Genomic DNA, 17,179 nt, shown 5'->3' with positions numbered 1-17,179 from the left:
TGGTATACCATAATATTTGTTGTGCAAGAGGTGGCTGGAAATTTCTCTTGCGAGGGGACGAAAGGCGCTGTGTATCGGGGTTTTTGTGGCGTTCTGTACCGGCCTCTTCGCGGGTGAACCCGCTCCCACAGGTACCCCACAGGGTTCATGGTCTGCGCCATACCTGTGGGAGCGGGTTTACCCGCGAAGAGGCCGGTACAGGCAACGGATCAATCCCCCAAAAAAAGCCCGCTCACGCGGGCCACAGGGCCCACGGGAGCGGGCGCGTCCCGCAATGTTTCAGGCAATGGGAAATCAGGCGAACGCCGGCACCACTTCCTTGATGAACAGCTCCAGCGATTTCTTCTTCTCGGCGTGGGGCAGGCTGTTGTCGCACCAGAAGCTGAACTCGTCGACGCCGAGTTCCTGGTAGTACTTGATACGCGCGATGATCTCTTCCGGCGTGCCGATCATGGTGTTCTTGCGGATGTTCTCCAGCTCGAACGCCGGCACTTCGGCGAACTTCGATTCCGGGCTCGGCTCGAGGAAGCCGTTGACCGGGGTGGTCTTGTTGCCGAACCAGGCATCGAAGGTGCGGTAGAAGCGCGAGATGGCCTGGGCGCCAACTTTCCAGCCTTCCGGCTCGGCCGGGCTGTGCACGTGGGTGTGGCGCAGCACCATCAGTTGCGGGCGCGGCACGCCCGGGTTGTTGTCCAGGGCGGCCTGGAACTTGTTCTTCAGGTCCAGCACTTCCTCGTCACCCTTCATCAGTGGGGTGACCATGACGTTGCAACCATTGGCCACGGCGAAGTTGTGCGAGTCCGGGTCGCGGGCGGCGATCCACATCGGCGGTACGGCGTTGTAGGGCTTCGGCACGCTGGTGGAGGTGGGGAACTTGTACACTTCGCCGTCATGGGCGTAGTCGCCTTCCCACAGCTTGCGCACCACCGGCACCATTTCACGCAGGGCCTTGCCGCCGTCGGTGGCCGGCATGCCACCTGCCATGCGGTCGAATTCGAACTGGTAGGCGCCACGGGCCAGGCCCACCTCCATGCGGCCCTTGCTGATCACGTCGAGCAGGGCGCATTCGCCCGCCACGCGGATCGGGTTCCAGAACGGCGCGATGATGGTGCCGGCGCCCAGGCGGATCTTGTCGGTGCGCGCAGCCAGGTAGGCCAGCAGCGGCATCGGGCTTGGCGAAATGGTGTATTCCATGGCGTGGTGTTCGCCGATCCACACGGTGCTGAAACCGCCGTTCTCGGCCATCAGGGTCAGTTCGGTCAGGTCTTCGAACAGCTGGCGGTGGCTGACCTGTTCATCCCAACGTTCCATGTGCACGAACAACGAAAATTTCATGGGGCTTTCCTCAACGCTTGAAAGGGGCTGGCGCCTGGCAGGGTTGGCACCAGCGGTCTCGATTCAGAATAGGCTTCAGGCAAAGGCCGGCAGGCTGGCCATCTTGCCGCGGCAGTACACCATCGGCCGTGGCGCCTCTTCAGGGACGATCAGGTTGTGCACCTTGCCGACCATGATGGCGTGGTCGCCACCTTCGTATTCGCGCCACAGTTCGCATTCGATGACTGCGGTGGCACCGGCCAGGATCGGGTTGCCCAGTTCGCTCAGGGACCACTCGATGCCACTGGCCTTGTCCTTGCCCTTCTTGGCGAACGCATAGGCTTCGGCCTGCTGTTCACCGGACAACAGATGAATGGCGAAGCGCTTCTGCCTGATCAGCACGGGGTAGGAGTCGGAGGTGTAGTTGGGGCAGAACAGCACCAGCGGCGGGTCCATCGACAGGGAGGAAAAGGCGCTGGCGGTCAGACCGACGACCGAGCCATCGTCGTCCAGGGTGGTGATGACGGTAACGCCGGACGGGAAGGAGCCCAGGACATGCTTGTAGACGGTTGCGTCGATCATCTGGTGTACCTCTATAGGGCTGCGGTGGTCCGCGGTTTTTATCGTTGATGTGTCTGATGGTATACCGTAATACCTATTTTGCAAGCGGAATTTTCAAGCGAGGGTGTTGCGCGATGAACGGCTCAAGCCCGCGTATACCGTGGGCTTGAGCGGTGAGGCGGTTTGCCGCAGGGGTTGCGCGAGCGGATCAGTGGGCGTTTTTTCCTACGGATCAGTGTTGTCAAAAGTTTGGAATACCATAATATGGTCCGCAGCTGAGAGGCCGCCTAGAAGCGGTTTCCTTACAAAGATAAAAACGACCTTTCGAGCTGAATCCTATGTCCCAACCGTCGTCGCAACACCAGTTTGTCGAGAATCACACGGTCGATTACGTTCCACCTGCCGAGCGCCACGGGAAGGCGCGCGACCTGTTCACCCTCTGGTTCAGTACCAACATCGCGCCACTGCCCATCGTCACCGGCGCCATGGTGGTCCAGGTGTTCCATCTGAACCTGTTATGGGGGCTGGTCGCCATCGTGCTGGGCCATCTGGTCGGGGGCGTGGTCATTGCCCTTGCCTCTGCGCAGGGACCGCAGCTGGGCATTCCGCAGATGGTGCAGAGCCGTGGCCAGTTCGGCCGCTACGGCGCCTTGCTGATCGTGTTCTTCACCGCGCTGATCTATGTCGGCTTCTTCATTTCCAACATCGTCCTGGCGGGCAAGACCATCCACGGCATCACCCCGAGCGTGCCGATGCCCGGCGCGATCGTGATCGGTGCGCTGAGTGCCACCGCCATTGGCGTGATCGGCTACCGTTTCATTCACATCCTCAACCGCATCGGTACCTGGGTGATGGGTTCGGCGCTGCTGGCCGGCTTCATCATGATGTTCGCCCAGGAACTGCCGGCCGACTTCTTCAGCCGTGGCGCGTTCAACCTGTCGGGCTTCATCGCCACCGTGTCGCTGGGCACCATCTGGCAGATCAGCTTCTCGCCGTATACCTCCGACTATTCGCGCTACCTGCCGCGTGAAGTGGGCATTGCCAAGCCGTTCTGGGCCACCTACTTCGGCGCTACCCTGGGCACCATCCTGTGCTTCAGCTTTGGTGCGGTGGCGGTGCTTTGCGTGCCGGAAGGCACCGATGCAATGGATGCGGTCAAGCAGGCCACCGGCTGGCTGGGCCCGATCCTGATGGTGCTGTTCCTGCTCAACATCATCAGCCACAACGCCCTCAACCAGTATGGCGCGGTGCTGTCGATCGTCACCGCGATCCAGACCTTCGTCGCCGAGTGGACGCCGAGCATCAAGGTGCGGGTGGTGCTGGCTTCGGTGATTCTGGTGGTTTGCGGCCTGGTAGCGCTGAATGCCTCGGCGGACTTCATCGGCCAGTTCATCGGCCTGATCCTGGCACTGCTGCTGGTGCTGGTGCCGTGGGCGTCGATCAACCTGATCGACTTCTACCTGATCAAGAGGGGCCAGTACGACATCGCCTCGATCTTCAGTGCTGACGGCGGCATCTATGGCCGCTTCAACCACCACGCGATCATTGCCTATGCCTGCGGCATCCTGGTGCAGTTGCCGTTTGCCAACACGTCGCTGTATGTGGGGCCGTATTCAAATATCGTCGAAGGGGCTGACCTGTCGTGGCTGTTCGGCTTGCTGGTGACGGTGCCGCTGTATTACTGCCTGGCGACCCGGGGCAAGGCTGCCGAGAAGGCGGGGCGGGTTGTGAGTGTCAATGACTGACAGATTGGCGTTGCTGTAACAGGGGCTGCTTTGCAGCCCATCGCCGGCAAGCCAGCTTGTGTCTTCAAGGTCTCTTAAACTCGAAAGGGTGAGAGCAGTGGATGGCAGACTGAAAGCCAGGTGTGCTCTAAAGCACGAGTGGGAGCCTAGTCGCCATCCACCTCTCACTCTGACCTAAGCCCGAACAGTTGAATGAGTGGCGAACTCGCAGTCACAAGCTAGGGCTAAGTCAGAGTGCTCTCACTTCTTGAGTGTAAGAGGGCTTGGCGATGATTTCCTACTTCGTTGGTCTCGACGTTTCGAAAGCGACTCTGGATGTGGGCTTTCTTCCTGAAAGTATTCCCCAGTTCCAGGTCAGGAATGACTCTGAGGGCTTTGCGCAACTGATCGCATGCCTGAACGAGCTTGAGGTCGAACGGGTCTTGCTGGAAGCCACCGGTGGCTATGAACGGGCCGTATTCAAAGCCTTGCGACTGGAGGGTTTGAACGTCGTCAGGGTCAACCCCAGGCGCTGTCGGGACTATGCGAGTGCCATGGGCAAAATTGCCAAGACTGACAAGATCGACGCCCAGATGCTGGCGCGGTTTGCCAGGGACTTCGAGGACTTGCCGCAGATAGAGCCTAATCAAGATCGGGATGAACTGGGAGAGCTCATCAAACTCCGTGGCAATCTTGTCCAGCATCGGGATGATGACAAGCGTCGGATGAAACAAACCACTTCAGCTACGGCCATTACCGTTTATACCGAGCATGTCGCTTACCTGAATGATCAGATTAAGGCCTTGGACAAGGCGATTGAGCGTGCCTCGAACGTGCTGGATCGCACGACAGCCATGCGGCTAAGGTCTGTGAAAGGGATTGGCGTCATCAGTTGTGGCACCTTCATGGCCTACCTACCTGAGCTGGGAAGCGTGACGGGGCGCGAAATTGCAGCCTTGGCTGGGTTAGCGCCGTACAACAAAGACAGCGGCAAGAAGAGTGGCCCCAGGAAGATCGAAGGCGGGCGTTACAGAGTCCGCAAGGCGGCCTACATGTCGATCTGGTCAATGATCCAGCATGTCCCAGAAGTTAGAACCCGCTATGAAGCCCTGATAGCCCGAGGCAAGCGCGCAAAAGTTGCCGCAGTGGCGTGCATGCGCGTGTTGCTGGTGCGCCTGAACGCAATGCTGCGTGACGGAACGGAGTGGAAAGAGCTCAAGCCTCAGGTACCCGCACCCTGATCACGAACGAGGATCGATTTTCTACAAATGCGGGCTTCGCCAGCGACACCGCTACGCGGTATCGAGCGAAGCCCTGCCCGAATGGCACGCTTGAAAATAAATTTCTAAAGACAGTTGCTCCCACAGGTTTCATGTTGCCCTTGCAGGCTGCACTATACCTGTGGAAGCGGGCATGCCCACGAAGGGCCACAATGTGGCCCCGGTTATTTCAGCTTGCACCTCGCTGCGGTCAGACGATCGCGATCAGCGGGTCGGCAGCGGCCAGTGCCAGGGCGCGATCAGCCGCTGGCGGGTAGATCCACACCGAGTTGATCTGGCGCTTGAGGTCTTTGCCTTCCTGGCCGTGCAGCTTCAGTTCGCGCTCCCAACCCTCGCTGAACGTCGCGCCCCATTCGCCCAGGTCCAGGCAGGTGACGTACTTGGGCTGGCGGTACACCACCGGCTGCAGGCCGAGCAGGTCGGCCGCGGCGTTGTTGCCGGAGTGGCGGCCCATGGGGATGGCGTGCTGGCAGGTCATCAGGGCGTGGTTGCCCAGTTCGTCCACAGCGGCCCAGGCGGTGTCGCCCGTGGCGTACACATGGTCCTGGCCGAGCACCTTCAGGTGGCCGTCCACTTTCAGCCGGCCGAAGTGGTCACGCTCGCCGGCAACCTGTGCGGTCAACGGGCTGGCCTTCACGCCAACGGTCCAGATCACGGTGTTGCTGGCGATATGATCGCCGTTGTCCAGGGTAACGCCACCGGCATCGACAGCCACTACCGAGGCCCCGGCCTTCCACTCGACCCCGGCCTGTTCGCAGGCGGCGATGATCGACGGCGTGATACCGGGGCCCAGCGCCGCACCAACTTGCGCACCGCGGTCGACCACCACCACCCGCACCGCTGCACTGGCACCGAGGATGGTACGCAGGCGGGCAGGCATTTCCGTGGCGGTTTCAATACCTGTGAAGCCACCGCCACAGACCACCACAGTGTTGCGTGCAGGCGAAGCGGGCTGGGCGGCCAGACCGACCAGGTGCTGTTCCAGGCGCATGGCCGATTCCATCTGGTCGACATCGAATGCATGTTCGGCCAGGCCAGGCACTGCCGGGCGTGCGACCTGGCTGCCGGCGGCGAGGATCAGGCGGTCGTAGGCGATCTGTTGCCGGTGCCCCTGGGCGTCGGTGTAGCTGACGCTGCGCCCTTCGGTATCGATGCTGTCGGCATTGCCCGGGATGAAGTGAATGCCCACCGCTTGGAACAGCTCGCCCAGCGGGGCCTTCATGCCGTGCACGTCGGCCTCGTAGAAGCGCGGGCGGATGCGCAGTTCAGGCTGTGGAGCGAGGACGCTGACGTTGATGTCGGCGCGCTGGGCCTGATCGAGCAGGCGCGCAGCGCTCAGGGCGCTCCATACACCGGCAAAGCCGGCACCGATGATGAGGATGTTCGATTTCATGAAGGTGCTCCGCAAGGTTCGAAAGGGGCTTCGAGGGCGGGTTGTGTGCCTCTCGAATAACTACGACTGTATTGATCGTAGTTAGTGCGTGCAAGTCTTTTTTCCCACATGCCGACACTCCGCATGACCATTTCAGGGCTCGAATAGCTGTATTTACTGGGCTTAAGGGATAAACAAGGCCGACAGACGGCAGCTTTGCGCTTTGCGGTGCGGATGCTATCGGCGTATCATTTGCGACAAGATTGGTCGGAGATAGATATGTCGCTCTACAGTGCTGGCGTCGAATACGGTATCCATTGCCTGCTGTTCCTGGTGGATGAGCGGGGCGATTCGCGCGAGTTCAGCGTGCGCGACCTGGCGGAGTTGCAGGGTGTACCCCAGGAGTACCTGGCCAAGGTATTCACCAAGCTGGCCCGTGCCGGTCTGGTGGCCGCCACCGAGGGCGTGCGTGGCGGCTTCCGGCTGGCGCGGCCGTCGGATGAAATCACCGTGCTGGATATCGTCAATGCCATCGACGGGCCGAAGAAGATCTTCGACTGCCGCGAAGTTCGCGAGCGTTGCAGCCTGTTCGAGGGATCGCCGCCGGGTTGGGCGACCGAGGGCACCTGCGCGATCCACGCGGTGATGCTGGGTGCGCAGAAGCGCATGGAAGAGGCCCTGGCGCAGCAGACCATCCTTGATCTGGCGCGGCGGTTCGGGCGCAAGGCGCCGGCCGAGTTCGGGCAGAAGGTCAATGCCTGGATGGGTGAGCGGCGGGAGGGCAAAGGGGCAGGGGATATTCCGGTCAGTCAGGTCTGAATCTGCTGCCTGCACCGGCCTCTTCGCGGGTAAACCCGCTCCCACAGGTTCCAGAGATTGTGATATCCCTGTGGGAGCGGGTTCACCCGCGAAGAGGCCAGTGCAGGCTAACGCCCCTCATGCTGCCGCCGATACGCCCCCGGCTGCAGCCCCACCGCCTTGGCAAACGCCCGGGTAAACGCCGCCACTGACTGATACCCCACCTGTGCCCCCACCTGCTCCACGGTATGCCCCGCCCGCAGCAACTGGCTTGCAAGGCGCATGCGCAGCGCCAGCAGTACTTGCCCCGGCGACTGTCCGGCCAGTTCATTGAAACGCTTGAAAAACGCCGACCGCGACAACCCGGTACAGGCGGCCATGCTTTCCAGCGTCCACGCTTGCCCCGGTTGCTCGATCAACTGCTCCAGCAAACCGGCAAACGCCGGTTGCCGGGCGAGGGCGACCAGCCCGCCCAGCGATTGCCCGGCATGCACCTGCTGGCGTAGCACATACAGGAACAGCAAGTGCGTCAGCCGCTCCAGCAACGTCTGGGAAGGCCCGGCGGCGCGCCGGCACTCCTCCAGGATCAGCTCGAACAACGCCCGCGCCGCATGCCCGGCCGGTTCATCGGCGCGCAGCAATATCCAGTCGGCCAGGCTGTCGACGATCAGCGCCGACAACCCCGGCCTGAAGTGGAAGAAACCACATACCAGGCCCACGCCATCGACCGCATCAACGTCCATGGCCTGCATCTGCTGGCGTGGCTGGGCGCAGGCACTTGCAGGGTCCTGGTCGCTGGCCAGGCGATAGCCGAGGTCGCGCAGCAGGAACACCGCATCGCCCGCCTCCAGGCGCAGTGCCTCGGGCTGGCCATCGATGTGCAGCCAGCAATGCCCTTGCACCACCAAGTGGAAGCTGGCCCGGCCCATGCCTTCGGTGCTGGCGTGCCAGCCGCCGCAGTAGCGGCCCACATGGAACAGGCTGGCATCGAGCTCCAGGCCCTCTAATAACCAATCGACAAGGTGGCTGGACGAAATCATCTAATGCAAAGACTCAAGAGCAAGGAAAGGCGACTGATGAATATGGAGGGTAGTTCTTATAACCAACAGACTGTAGTGACACCCATCAAAGGAAACCACTCCATGTCCTCGCGCATTACTTTACACACGCTGCAGAGCGCCCCGGAAGCGGCCCGTCCGTTCCTCGAGAACGCCCAGAAGAATTCCGGCTTCATCCCCAACCTGCTGGGCGTGCTGGCCAATGCCCCGGCGGCGCTGGAAACCTACGTGACCGTTTCGGCACTCAACGGCAAAGCCGAACTGAGCCTGGCCGAGCGTGAAGTGGTGCAGCTGATTGCCGCCACCCAGCATGGCTGCGACTTCTGCGTGGCTGGCCACACGGCCGTGGCCCTGAACAAGGCCAAGCTGCCGCAGGAAGTGGTCGATGCCCTGCGTGCCCGTGGCGAGCTGCCCGATGCCCGGTATGAAACCCTGGCCGCGTTCGCCCGCGAAGTGATCGCCACCCGCGGCAATGTCAGCGAGGCCACTTACCAGGCCTTCCGCGCAGCCGGTTTCAGCGAAGGCAACGCCCTGGAGGTGATTCTGGGCGTGAGCCTCGCAACCCTGTGCAACTTTGCTAATGTGTTCGCCCAGACGCCGCTCAATGACGAGCTCGGCAAGTACCGCTGGCAACCTTCTGCATGATCCGCGCGTGACACCGGTCGTACCGCGATCGTTGTAGGAGCGGCCTTGTGCCGCGAATGGGCCGCCAGGCGGCCCCGGCGTTTTCAAAGGAGCAAGACCATGCAAGATTGTGCATTTCGACGCTGGCTGGATGCCAATGCCGAGGCCATTGACCGGGGCCAGTGCGAGCCGCAGCTGGTGCTGGCGCAAATCGCCGAGTCGCAGCTGCTGCGCGTCGGTGTCGACCCCGCCCAGGGCGGCACGGGCGGGCAGGTGACCGACGCGGTCGAGGCCATCGCCGCGATCGCCAGCCGCTCGCTGGCAGCGGCGTTCGTCTGCTGGGGCCAGCGCGCCTTCATCGAATACCTGTTGCACAGCCCCAACCAGCCCCTGCGCGAGCACCTGTTGCCGCGCCTGCTGACTGGCGAATTGGCCGGCGCCACCGGGCTGTCCAACGCCATGAAGTTCCTGTCCGGCATCGAAGCGCTGCAGGTGCGTGGGAGCCCGCAAGCCGATGGCTGGCAGCTGGAAGGGCGCCTGCACTGGGTGACCAACTTGCGCAAAAGCGGCTTCGTGGTGGCTGCGGCTATCGAAGACGAAGCCGGTGGTGCACCGTTCGTGCTGGCCATCCCGTCCGACGCACAGGGCCTGGAGCGTTCCGACGACCTGCAACTGATGGGCCTGCAGTCGAGCAACACCGCGGCACTGGCCTTCCACCAGGTGCAATTGCAGCGTGGCTGGTTGCTGCACGAAAATGCCCGTGAGTTCCTGCCCCGGGTACGCCCGGCGTTCCTGGCGCTGCAGTGCGGCATGGCCATTGGCCTGGCGCGGCGGGCGCTGGCGGAAGTGCAGGCACACCTGCATGGCCGTGCCTCATTCCTCGACGAAGCACGTCAGGTGCTCAGCGAACGCCTGGAAAACACCGTGAACGAGCTCAAGCAGGGCCTGCTCGATGGCCGCTTCCAGCAGCAGCCGGCGGCCTTGTTCAAGCTGCGCATCACCTTGGCCGAAAGCGCTGCCGACGCCGTACAGCTGGAGTTGCAGGCCAGTGGTGGAAAGGCCTACCTCAGCGAGTACGGTGAAGGCTTTGCCCGCCGCTGGCGCGAGTCGGCCTTCGTGCCGATCGTCACGCCCAGCCTGGTGCAACTGCGCGCCGAACTGCAACGCCAGGCGGGCGCGGCATGAGCCAAATGTTGCTCGAAGCCCGTGACATCAGCCTGGGCTACCCGCGCGAGGGTGGCTGGCAAGCGGTGCTGGCGCAGTTCGACCTGCAGCTGGCCCCCGGCGAAGTGGTGACCATCCTCGGCCCCAGCGGGGTCGGCAAGTCCAGCCTGTTGCGGGTACTGGCCGGCCTGCAGCAGCCCCGCGGTGGCAGCGTGACCCTGCACGGCCAGCCGCTGCAGGGCCCGCACCCACGCCTGGCGGTGGCCTTCCAGGACCCGAGCCTGTTGCCCTGGTTGAACCTGGAGAAGAACGTCGCCTTCGGCCTGGACTTCGCCCGCCAGCCAAAACTTGCCGCCGCCGAACGGCGCGCACGCATCGACCATGCGATTGCCGCCGTGGGCCTGGCCCATGCCCGTGGCCAGTACCCGGCGCAGTTGTCCGGCGGCATGGCCCAGCGCACCGCGCTGGCCCGCTGCCTGGCCCGCCAGCCCGAAGTGCTTTTGCTCGACGAGCCGTTCGGCGCGCTGGATGAAGTGACCCGGGCCGACATGCAGCAACTGCTGCTGCAACTGATCGCCACCCACAACACGGCGGCGGTGCTGATCACCCACGATATCGACGAAGCCCTGCTGCTGTCCGACCGGGTCCTGCTACTGGGCAACCACCCAGCGCACACCCTCGGCCAGTGGCACATCGACCTGCCGCAACCACGGACGCAGCGGGTCGAGGAACTGGGCGCCTTGCGCATCGAAATCCTCAAAACCCTTCGGCGGGCAAGCCGCACAGTCGAACCTACCCCAACCCCGTTGCCCTCGGAGGCTGTCCATGTGCATGGATGACTGCTGTTCCTCTTCTTCGCGTCGCGATTTCCTCAAGCTCGGCGCCATGCTCACGGCCGCCGGAGCACTGCCGTTGCTGTCGAGCCTGCAGGCCCGGGCCGCCGCCGAGCCGGACGCGCCGGTGCGTATTGGCTACCTGCCGATCACTGACGCCACGCCGCTGCTGGTGGCACACAACAACGGCCTGTTCGAGGCCGAAGGCATCAAGGCCGAGCGCCCGGTGCTGCTGCGCAGCTGGGCGCAGGTGATCGAGGCGTTCATCTCCGGCCAGGTCAACGTCATCCACCTGCTGTCGCCGATGACCGTGTGGGCCCGCTACGCCAGCAAGGTGCCGGCCAAGGTGGTGGCCTGGAACCACGTGGGCGGTTCAGGCCTGACCGTGGCCCCGGACATCAGCGACATGAAACAGCTGGGCGGCAAGACCGTGGCCATCCCGTTCTGGTACTCGATCCACAACGTCGTGCTGCAACAGATGCTCGACGACAACGGCCTGACCCCGGTGTCGAAGCCGGCCAATGCGCCACTGGCCGGCAACGAAGTCAACCTGCTGGTATTGCCGCCGTCCGACATGCCGCCGGCGCTGGCCAGCAAACGCATCGCTGGCTATATCGTCGCCGAGCCCTTCAACGCCCTGGCCGAGAACCTCAAGGTTGGCCGCGTGCAGCGCTTTACCGGCGATGTGTGGCGCAACCACGCCTGCTGCGTGGTGTTCATGCACGAGCACGACCTGAACAACCGCCCGGAGTGGTCGCAGAAGGTGGTCAACGCCATCGTCAAGGCCCAGCACTGGACCCGTGACCACCGCGCCGAGGCCGCCGCACTGTTGTCCAAGGCCGGCCCCAACAAGTACACGCCGCATGAACCTGCGGTGCTCGGCAAAGTGCTGGCCCCGGCCGCCGAGGACCGTGCCGGTTACATTGCCAGTGGCGCCATTCGCCACCAGCAGTGGGACGAAAAGCGCATCGATTTCCAGCCTTACCCGTTCCCCAGCTACACCGAAGAACTGGTCAAGCGCCTGAAAACCACCCTGATCGAGGGCGACAGCGCGTTCCTGGCCGGCCTTGACCCGGCACAGACCGCCCGCGACCTGGTCGACGACCGCTTCGTGCGCAACGCCATTGCTACCGTTGGCGGGCCGTCGGTGTTCGGCATCGCCGATAACTTCGAGCGTAGCGAGGAGTTCGCGGTCTGATGCGCACGCATGTCGTTCATGCCGGCCTGGGGCTGGCCGGGTTGCTGGGTTTGTTGCTGTTGTGGTGGGCCGGTGTCGCGCTGTTCGGCCAGGCCGATGGCCTGTCGGCGCGCTTTTCGCCGGCAGCGACCCTGGCCAGCCTGGTCGAGTTGCTGGGGCAGGGCGAGGTGTACGGGCATATCTGGGTCAGCCTCAAACGTATCCTGATCGGGCTGCTGCTGGCGCTGCTGATCGGCGTGCCGCTGGGCTTGCTGGTGGGCAGCTACCGGCACCTGGAGGCGGCGACCACGCCGGCGTTCCAGTTTCTGCGCATGATCTCGCCGCTGTCGTGGATGCCGGTGGTGGTAATGCTGATGGGCGTGGGGGACCAGCCTGTCTACTTTCTGCTGGCGTTTGCCGCGTTGTGGCCGATCTTGTTGAACACGTCGGCCGGGGTAAGGCAGCTGGACCCGCGCTGGTTGCAGTTGAGCCGCAGTTTGAGTGCCACGCGCCGGGAGACCTTGTGCAAGGTGATCGTGCCCGGGGTGATCGGCCATGTGCTGACCGGCGTGCGCCTGGCTATCGGCATCCTGTGGATCGTGCTGGTGCCGTGCGAAATGCTCGGGGTCAGTGCGGGGCTGGGGTACTTCATTCTCGATACCCGCGACCGGCTGGCGTATTCCGAGCTGATGGCGATGGTACTGCTGATCGGGGTGCTGGGGTTTGTGCTGGATGCCCTGGCGCGTGGGCTGCATCGGCGCTGGGTGCATGGCTGACAGGCCAGTGTGGCTTCTTCGCGGGTAAACCCGCTCTCATAGAACTGCACATAACTCATTGAATTAGCAGGGACCCTGTGGGAGCGGCTTTAGCCGCGAACACCGGCGCAGCCGGTGCCATGCACCGCGTTGGATTCTTCGCGGCTAAAGCCGCTCCCACAGGGTACGAGGATCGCTTGCGAATTCAGTTATCTGTGCGACAGCGCAGCCCAAAGGGCTGGGCAATCTCCCACAGGCCCTTGGATCAATGCACGGTCTTGCGCTGCCGTACACACTCCTGGGCCTCTCATAGAACTGCACATAACTCATTGAATTAGCAGGGACCCTGTGGGAGCGGCTTTAGCCGCGAACACCGGCGCAGCCGGTGCCATGCACCGCGTTGGATTCTTCGCGGCTAAAGCCGCTCCCACAGGGTACGAGGATCGCTTGCGAATTCAGTTATCTGTGCGACAGCGCAGCCCAAAGGGCTGGGCAATCTCCCACAGGTCCTTGGGTCAATGCACGGTCTTGCGCTGCCGTACACACTCCCGGGCCTCTCATAGAACTGCACATAACTCATTGAATTAGCAGGGACCCTGTGGGAGCGGCTTTAGCCGCGAACACCGGCGCAGCCGGTGCCATGCACCGCGTTGGATTCTTCGCGGCTAAAGCCGCTCCCAAAGGGTACGAGGATCGCTTGCGAATTCAGTTATCTGTGCGACAGCGCAGCCCAAAGGGCTGGGCAATCTCCCACAGGCCCTTGGATCAATGCACGGTCTTGCGCTGCCGTACACACTCCTGGGCCTGAGCGGTCAGTTCGTCCAGCCGCTCATCCCGCATCTGTTCCGCTTCGATCATCGCATCCTCACCCTGCTGGTTGAGCAGGTAGGTATGGATCTGCATCACTTCCGCCGTCTGGTAGATCGGCGCAATATCCAGTCGCCCGATCAGCGCGCCGCTAGCCCGCCCGGTACTGCTCATCAGTACCTGCGGCCCATTGGCGGCCACCACCTGCATGCCCATCGCCTCGAACCACGGTACCTGGCTGGCAAAGGCATTCAGCTCGACGCAGGCATGGCGTGCCTGCAGGTCGCCCAGCAGGGCGCGGGCGATGCCTTGGCGTCGATGGCTGGCGCGCACGGCCAGGAACGCCAGGGCGCACGCCTGTTCATCGTCCTCGGCCGGCAGCGACAGGGCAAACCCCAGCAATTGGTCTGGCTCTTCGGCATCCAGCGCCAGGGTCAGCGCCACGGCCAGGCCGCGGGTACCGTCCAGTGCTTGCAGGTACTGGTGCACCTCCATGCCAACGCCGTACTGGTACAGCGGGTACAGCGGGTTGTCGGCGCTGATGGCGACACTGCTCAGTTCGCCGACGTGGTGGATCACCAGTTCGCGGATCTGGTTCTGGAAGGATTCAGGCGGCACGCTGTCGAGGCGGCTCAGGATGAACATCGGGGGGCGGGCTCCGGCGGGTAGATGGACGGCCCGCGCCATGCGGGCGCGGGCTGTACAGTCTAACCGTTTTTGCCGATCAGCCTTGTACCTGCAATGCACCGAGCATCAGGTCGAGGTTTTGCACCGCCGCACCGGAGGCACCTTTGCCGAGGTTGTCGAACACTGCGGTCAGCAGCACCTGGCCATGCTCAGGGTTGGCGTAAAGCGCCAGGCGCAGGTCGTTGCTGTCGTTCAACGCCTCGGGGTCGAGGTTCGGCGCTGCGCCGTGCTGGTGCAGGGGCATTAGCTGGACGTGGCGGGCACCCTGGTAGTGCTGCTGCAGGCAGGCCTGCAGCTGTTCGGCACTGACCTGGCCGGGCAGCAGGCGCAACTGCAGCGGGATGCTCAGCACGATGCCCTGGCGGTAGGCACCGTAACCGGGCATGAACATCGGCCGCGCCGACAGCCCGGCGTGCTGCTGGATTTCCGGCACATGCTTGTGCGCCAGTTCCAGGCCGTACAGTTGCAGGGCCGGGGTTTTGCCGGCGGCGGGCTGTTCATGCCGTTCGACTGCGGCGCGGCCACCACCGGAATAGCCGGAGATGGCGTGGATGTTCAGCGGGTAGTCCGCTGGCAGCAGGCCGGCCTTGACCAGTGGGCGCAACAGGGCGATGGCGCCGGTGGGGTAGCAGCCGGGGTTGCTGACGCGCTTGCTGTGCGCGATGCGCTCGGCTTGCTGCTCGTCGAGCTCCGGCAGGCCATAGACCCAGCCTGGGCTGGTGCGGTGCGCGGAGCTTGCGTCGATCACCCGCACTTGCGGGTTGTGGATCGCCGCCACGGCCTCGCGGGCGGCATCGTCGGGCAGGCACAGCAGGGCGATGTCGGCGCTGTTGATCGCTTCGCGGCGGCGTTGCGGGTCTTTGCGTTCGGCTTCGGGCAGGGTCAGCAGGCGCAGATCGCTGCGGCCTTGCAGCCGGGCATGGATCTGCAGGCCGGTGGTGCCTTGGTCACCGTCGATGAAGACAACAGGTGTGTGCATGGTCAAAGTCCGGTCGGGTAGGGATGGCCTATGCTCGCTTGTGGCTCTGGTAAAGAAAATTTGAATATGATGATCGATATATTCATCTTTTCTGAACGAGATTGGCCCATGCGCGAAATCAGCCTCGATCGCCTCCGCACCTTGGTGGTCATCTCCGACCTGGGCTCGTTTGCCGAAGCCGCCCGCCAGCTCAACCTGGCACCGCCCACCATCAGCCTGCACGTGGCCGAGCTGGAAGCGCGCATTGGCGCACCGTTGCTCACCCGCACCCGCGGCCAGGTGCGGCCCACGGTCATCGGCGAAACCCTGCTGGCCCGTGCCCGCCGCCTGCTGGCCGACGCCGACCTGGCGCTGGATGAAGTGCGCCGGCAGGTCGAGGGCCTGACCGGCCGGGTGCGCCTGGGCGCCTCCACCGGTGCCATCGCCCACTTGCTGCCGCAGGCGCTGGAGCACCTGCGTACGGTGCACCCAGGGATCGATGTGCAGGTCCAGGTGCTGACCTCCCAGGCCTCGTTGGCGCGCCTGCGCGAAGGCACGCTGGATATCGGCCTGGTGGCCTTGCCACAGGTGGCCGGTAAGGGGCTTGCGGTTACGCCCTGGCGGCGCGACCCGATCCTGGCCTACGTGCCGGCCGACTGGCAGCCACCGGCCAAGGTTACGCCGGCCTGGCTGGCGCAGCGGGCGTTGATTCTCAACGACAGCAGCACCCAGCTTTCGCGGGTGACCGGCGAGTGGTTCGCGGCAGCGGGGTTGTACCCTGAGCCGCGAATCGAGCTGAACTACAACGATGCGATCAAGAGCCTGGTCGGGGCCGGGTATGGGGCGACATTGCTGCCGCAGGAGGGGGAGTCGGCCGAGCTGGACCGGCGCATTGCCCGCCGGCCGCTGCGGCCGGGGTTGTGGCGGCAACTGGGCATTGCCTGCCGGGAAGGGCAGGTGGAGCGGGCCACGGGGTATGTGTTGCAGGCGTTGGAGCGGTTGCGCCAGTAGGGGCCGCAAGGCGGCCCTTGGGGTCACCCTCGCTCTCGGGCCCGCACCGCAGTCACTGTCTCCCCGCCAACCCCCCAGTTATCGGTCGGCACCTCCTCGATCACCACAAAGGTACTGGCCGGCGGCTTGCCCAGCACCTGCTCCAGCATGCGGGTCGTCTGTTCGATCAGTTGGCGCTTGTGCTCAGCACTGACGCCTTCATTGGTCACGCGAATATGGACATAAGGCATGGTTGCTCGCTCCTCTGTTAATGCCAGGTGCCAGCGGTGCTACCGCCATCCACCGGCAGGATAACGCCGCTGACGAAGCGTGAGTCGGCCAGGTATAACACTGCATCCACGACATCCTGTGGCAAGCCGGTGCGGCCACTGGGTGACAGCGCGCCCATGCCTTGTGTGTTGCCGCCATGCAGCGGTGTATCGATGATCCCCGGTGCCACCGCATTCACCTGCACGCCGCTGGCTGCCAGTTCCAGCGCCAGGCCTTTCACCGCCTGGTTCAGGCCACCCTTGACCAGTACCGGCAGCAGGGCCGGCACGCGGGTGTCCGGTTGCAAGGCAATGGAGGCGGTGATGGCGATGATCTGCCCATGCCCTTGCCTGGTCATGATCCGCGCCGCTTCCTGGGCCGGGTAGAAGAAGCCCTTGAGGTTGGTGCCGACCAGGGCGTCGACATCCGCTTCGCTGTACTCGGCAAACGGCTTGGCAATGAAGATGCCGGCGTTGTTGATCAGCATGTCGACCCCGCCAAAGGCTTGCTCGGCGCTGGCGAACAGGCGCTGGGCCGTGCCCGGCTCGGCGATGTCGCCAGCCACGCCGATGAAGCGCGATGGGTTGCCGAGGCGGGCGGCGGCTTGCTCAAGGCGGGCCTGGCTGCGGGCGTTGCCGACCACGTTGTCGCCGCGTTTGAGGAAGGCCTCGGCCAGGGCGAAACCCAGGCCGCTCGAGGCCCCGGTAATAATGACGGTGCGTGGCGTGTTCATGTGCATGATCTCCAGTGAAGTGAGCCATGGGCTCGGTGTGAAGCCACTGTAGGTTGCAATCAGAACTTGAAAAA

Annotated in this window: 17 protein-coding genes; 9 read left to right on the top strand and 8 right to left on the bottom strand. The window is 63.8% G+C overall.

Translation table 11 applies throughout. From position 1 onward, the window contains the following. Positions 1–294 precede the first annotated feature (294 nt). Together QN085_RS15225 and QN085_RS15220 are read right to left on the bottom strand one after the other, a co-directional pair. Positions 295–1,335 carry an LLM class flavin-dependent oxidoreductase gene (locus QN085_RS15225; protein WP_013973027.1) on the bottom strand — a complete coding sequence of 347 codons (1,041 nt, stop codon included), beginning with the start codon at positions 1,333–1,335 and terminating at the stop codon, positions 295–297. A 75-nt stretch (positions 1,336–1,410) separates the two neighbouring features. Beyond that, a complete protein-coding gene (locus QN085_RS15220) occupies positions 1,411–1,896 on the bottom strand; it encodes a flavin reductase family protein (RefSeq protein WP_003259250.1) in 486 nt (161 codons plus the stop codon). Positions 1,897–2,213: 317 nt separating this feature from the next. Here QN085_RS15220 and QN085_RS15215 point away from each other — a divergent pair, with 317 nt between their 5' ends. Together QN085_RS15215 and QN085_RS15210 are read left to right on the top strand one after the other, a co-directional pair. After that, entirely contained in the window at positions 2,214–3,620 is a 1,407-nt protein-coding gene (locus QN085_RS15215; RefSeq protein WP_285687073.1) for a purine-cytosine permease family protein, read from the top strand. A 269-nt stretch (positions 3,621–3,889) separates the two neighbouring features. Then, complete coding sequence (locus QN085_RS15210) at positions 3,890–4,840, top strand: IS110 family transposase (RefSeq protein WP_013970357.1); 951 nt, start codon at positions 3,890–3,892, stop codon at positions 4,838–4,840. Positions 4,841–5,069: 229 nt separating this feature from the next. On the opposite strand, the gene QN085_RS15205 is transcribed toward QN085_RS15210, so the two are convergent. After that, on the bottom strand, positions 5,070–6,272 hold the full coding sequence (locus QN085_RS15205) for an NAD(P)/FAD-dependent oxidoreductase (RefSeq protein ID WP_023663369.1): 1,203 nt from the start codon (positions 6,270–6,272) through the stop codon (positions 5,070–5,072). Positions 6,273–6,530: 258 nt separating this feature from the next. Between QN085_RS15205 and QN085_RS15200 the strand changes: the two genes are divergently transcribed. Further along, positions 6,531–7,070: an RrF2 family transcriptional regulator gene (locus tag QN085_RS15200; protein WP_041505878.1), complete on the top strand. Its 540-nt coding sequence runs from the start codon at positions 6,531–6,533 to the stop codon at positions 7,068–7,070. A gap of 107 nt (positions 7,071–7,177) precedes the next feature. On the opposite strand, the gene QN085_RS15195 is transcribed toward QN085_RS15200, so the two are convergent. Next, entirely contained in the window at positions 7,178–8,089 is a 912-nt protein-coding gene (locus QN085_RS15195; protein WP_041505879.1) for an AraC family transcriptional regulator, read from the bottom strand. A gap of 102 nt (positions 8,090–8,191) precedes the next feature. Here QN085_RS15195 and QN085_RS15190 point away from each other — a divergent pair, with 102 nt between their 5' ends. The 5 genes from QN085_RS15190 (at position 8,192) to QN085_RS15170 (ending at position 12,681) form a co-directional block, all read left to right on the top strand. Continuing rightward, positions 8,192–8,752 (top strand): carboxymuconolactone decarboxylase family protein, encoded by a 561-nt coding sequence (locus QN085_RS15190; protein ID WP_003259243.1) that lies wholly within the window; start codon positions 8,192–8,194, stop codon positions 8,750–8,752. Between the two features lie 99 nt (positions 8,753–8,851). Then, positions 8,852–9,916 (top strand): acyl-CoA dehydrogenase family protein, encoded by a 1,065-nt coding sequence (locus QN085_RS15185; RefSeq protein WP_038409781.1) that lies wholly within the window; start codon positions 8,852–8,854, stop codon positions 9,914–9,916. Continuing rightward, positions 9,913–10,734: an ABC transporter ATP-binding protein gene (locus tag QN085_RS15180; protein ID WP_038409780.1), complete on the top strand. Its 822-nt coding sequence runs from the start codon at positions 9,913–9,915 to the stop codon at positions 10,732–10,734. The genes QN085_RS15185 and QN085_RS15180 overlap by 4 nt, the downstream gene beginning before the upstream one ends. Beyond that, positions 10,721–11,926: an ABC transporter substrate-binding protein gene (locus QN085_RS15175; RefSeq protein ID WP_003259241.1), complete on the top strand. Its 1,206-nt coding sequence runs from the start codon at positions 10,721–10,723 to the stop codon at positions 11,924–11,926. Before QN085_RS15180 ends, QN085_RS15175 begins: the two co-directional genes overlap by 14 nt. Next, a complete protein-coding gene (locus QN085_RS15170) occupies positions 11,926–12,681 on the top strand; it encodes an ABC transporter permease (RefSeq protein WP_013973020.1) in 756 nt (251 codons plus the stop codon). Before QN085_RS15175 ends, QN085_RS15170 begins: the two co-directional genes overlap by 1 nt. Before the next feature lie 744 nt (positions 12,682–13,425). Here the strand turns inward: QN085_RS15170 and QN085_RS15165 are convergent. After that, complete coding sequence (locus tag QN085_RS15165) at positions 13,426–14,112, bottom strand: GNAT family N-acetyltransferase (protein WP_013973019.1); 687 nt, start codon at positions 14,110–14,112, stop codon at positions 13,426–13,428. Between the two features lie 79 nt (positions 14,113–14,191). Beyond that, positions 14,192–15,133, bottom strand: coding sequence for an N-acetyl-gamma-glutamyl-phosphate reductase (gene argC, locus QN085_RS15160; protein WP_013973018.1), 942 nt, complete (start codon positions 15,131–15,133; stop codon positions 14,192–14,194). Between the two features lie 108 nt (positions 15,134–15,241). Here argC and QN085_RS15155 point away from each other — a divergent pair, with 108 nt between their 5' ends. Further along, complete coding sequence (locus QN085_RS15155; RefSeq protein ID WP_025338802.1) at positions 15,242–16,123, top strand: LysR family transcriptional regulator; 882 nt, start codon at positions 15,242–15,244, stop codon at positions 16,121–16,123. Between the two features lie 23 nt (positions 16,124–16,146). On the opposite strand, the gene QN085_RS15150 is transcribed toward QN085_RS15155, so the two are convergent. Together QN085_RS15150 and QN085_RS15145 are read right to left on the bottom strand one after the other, a co-directional pair. Beyond that, on the bottom strand, positions 16,147–16,353 hold the full coding sequence (locus tag QN085_RS15150) for a tautomerase family protein (RefSeq protein ID WP_023663433.1): 207 nt from the start codon (positions 16,351–16,353) through the stop codon (positions 16,147–16,149). Positions 16,354–16,370: 17 nt separating this feature from the next. Then, positions 16,371–17,105: an SDR family NAD(P)-dependent oxidoreductase gene (locus QN085_RS15145; RefSeq protein ID WP_041505881.1), complete on the bottom strand. Its 735-nt coding sequence runs from the start codon at positions 17,103–17,105 to the stop codon at positions 16,371–16,373. Between the last annotated feature and the right edge of the window lie 74 nt (positions 17,106–17,179).

This window comes from Pseudomonas sp. M2(2023) (assembly GCF_030263955.1).
Taxonomy (GTDB): domain Bacteria; phylum Pseudomonadota; class Gammaproteobacteria; order Pseudomonadales; family Pseudomonadaceae; genus Aquipseudomonas; species Aquipseudomonas asiatica.
This window is presented reverse-complemented; position numbering and strand designations above follow the sequence as displayed.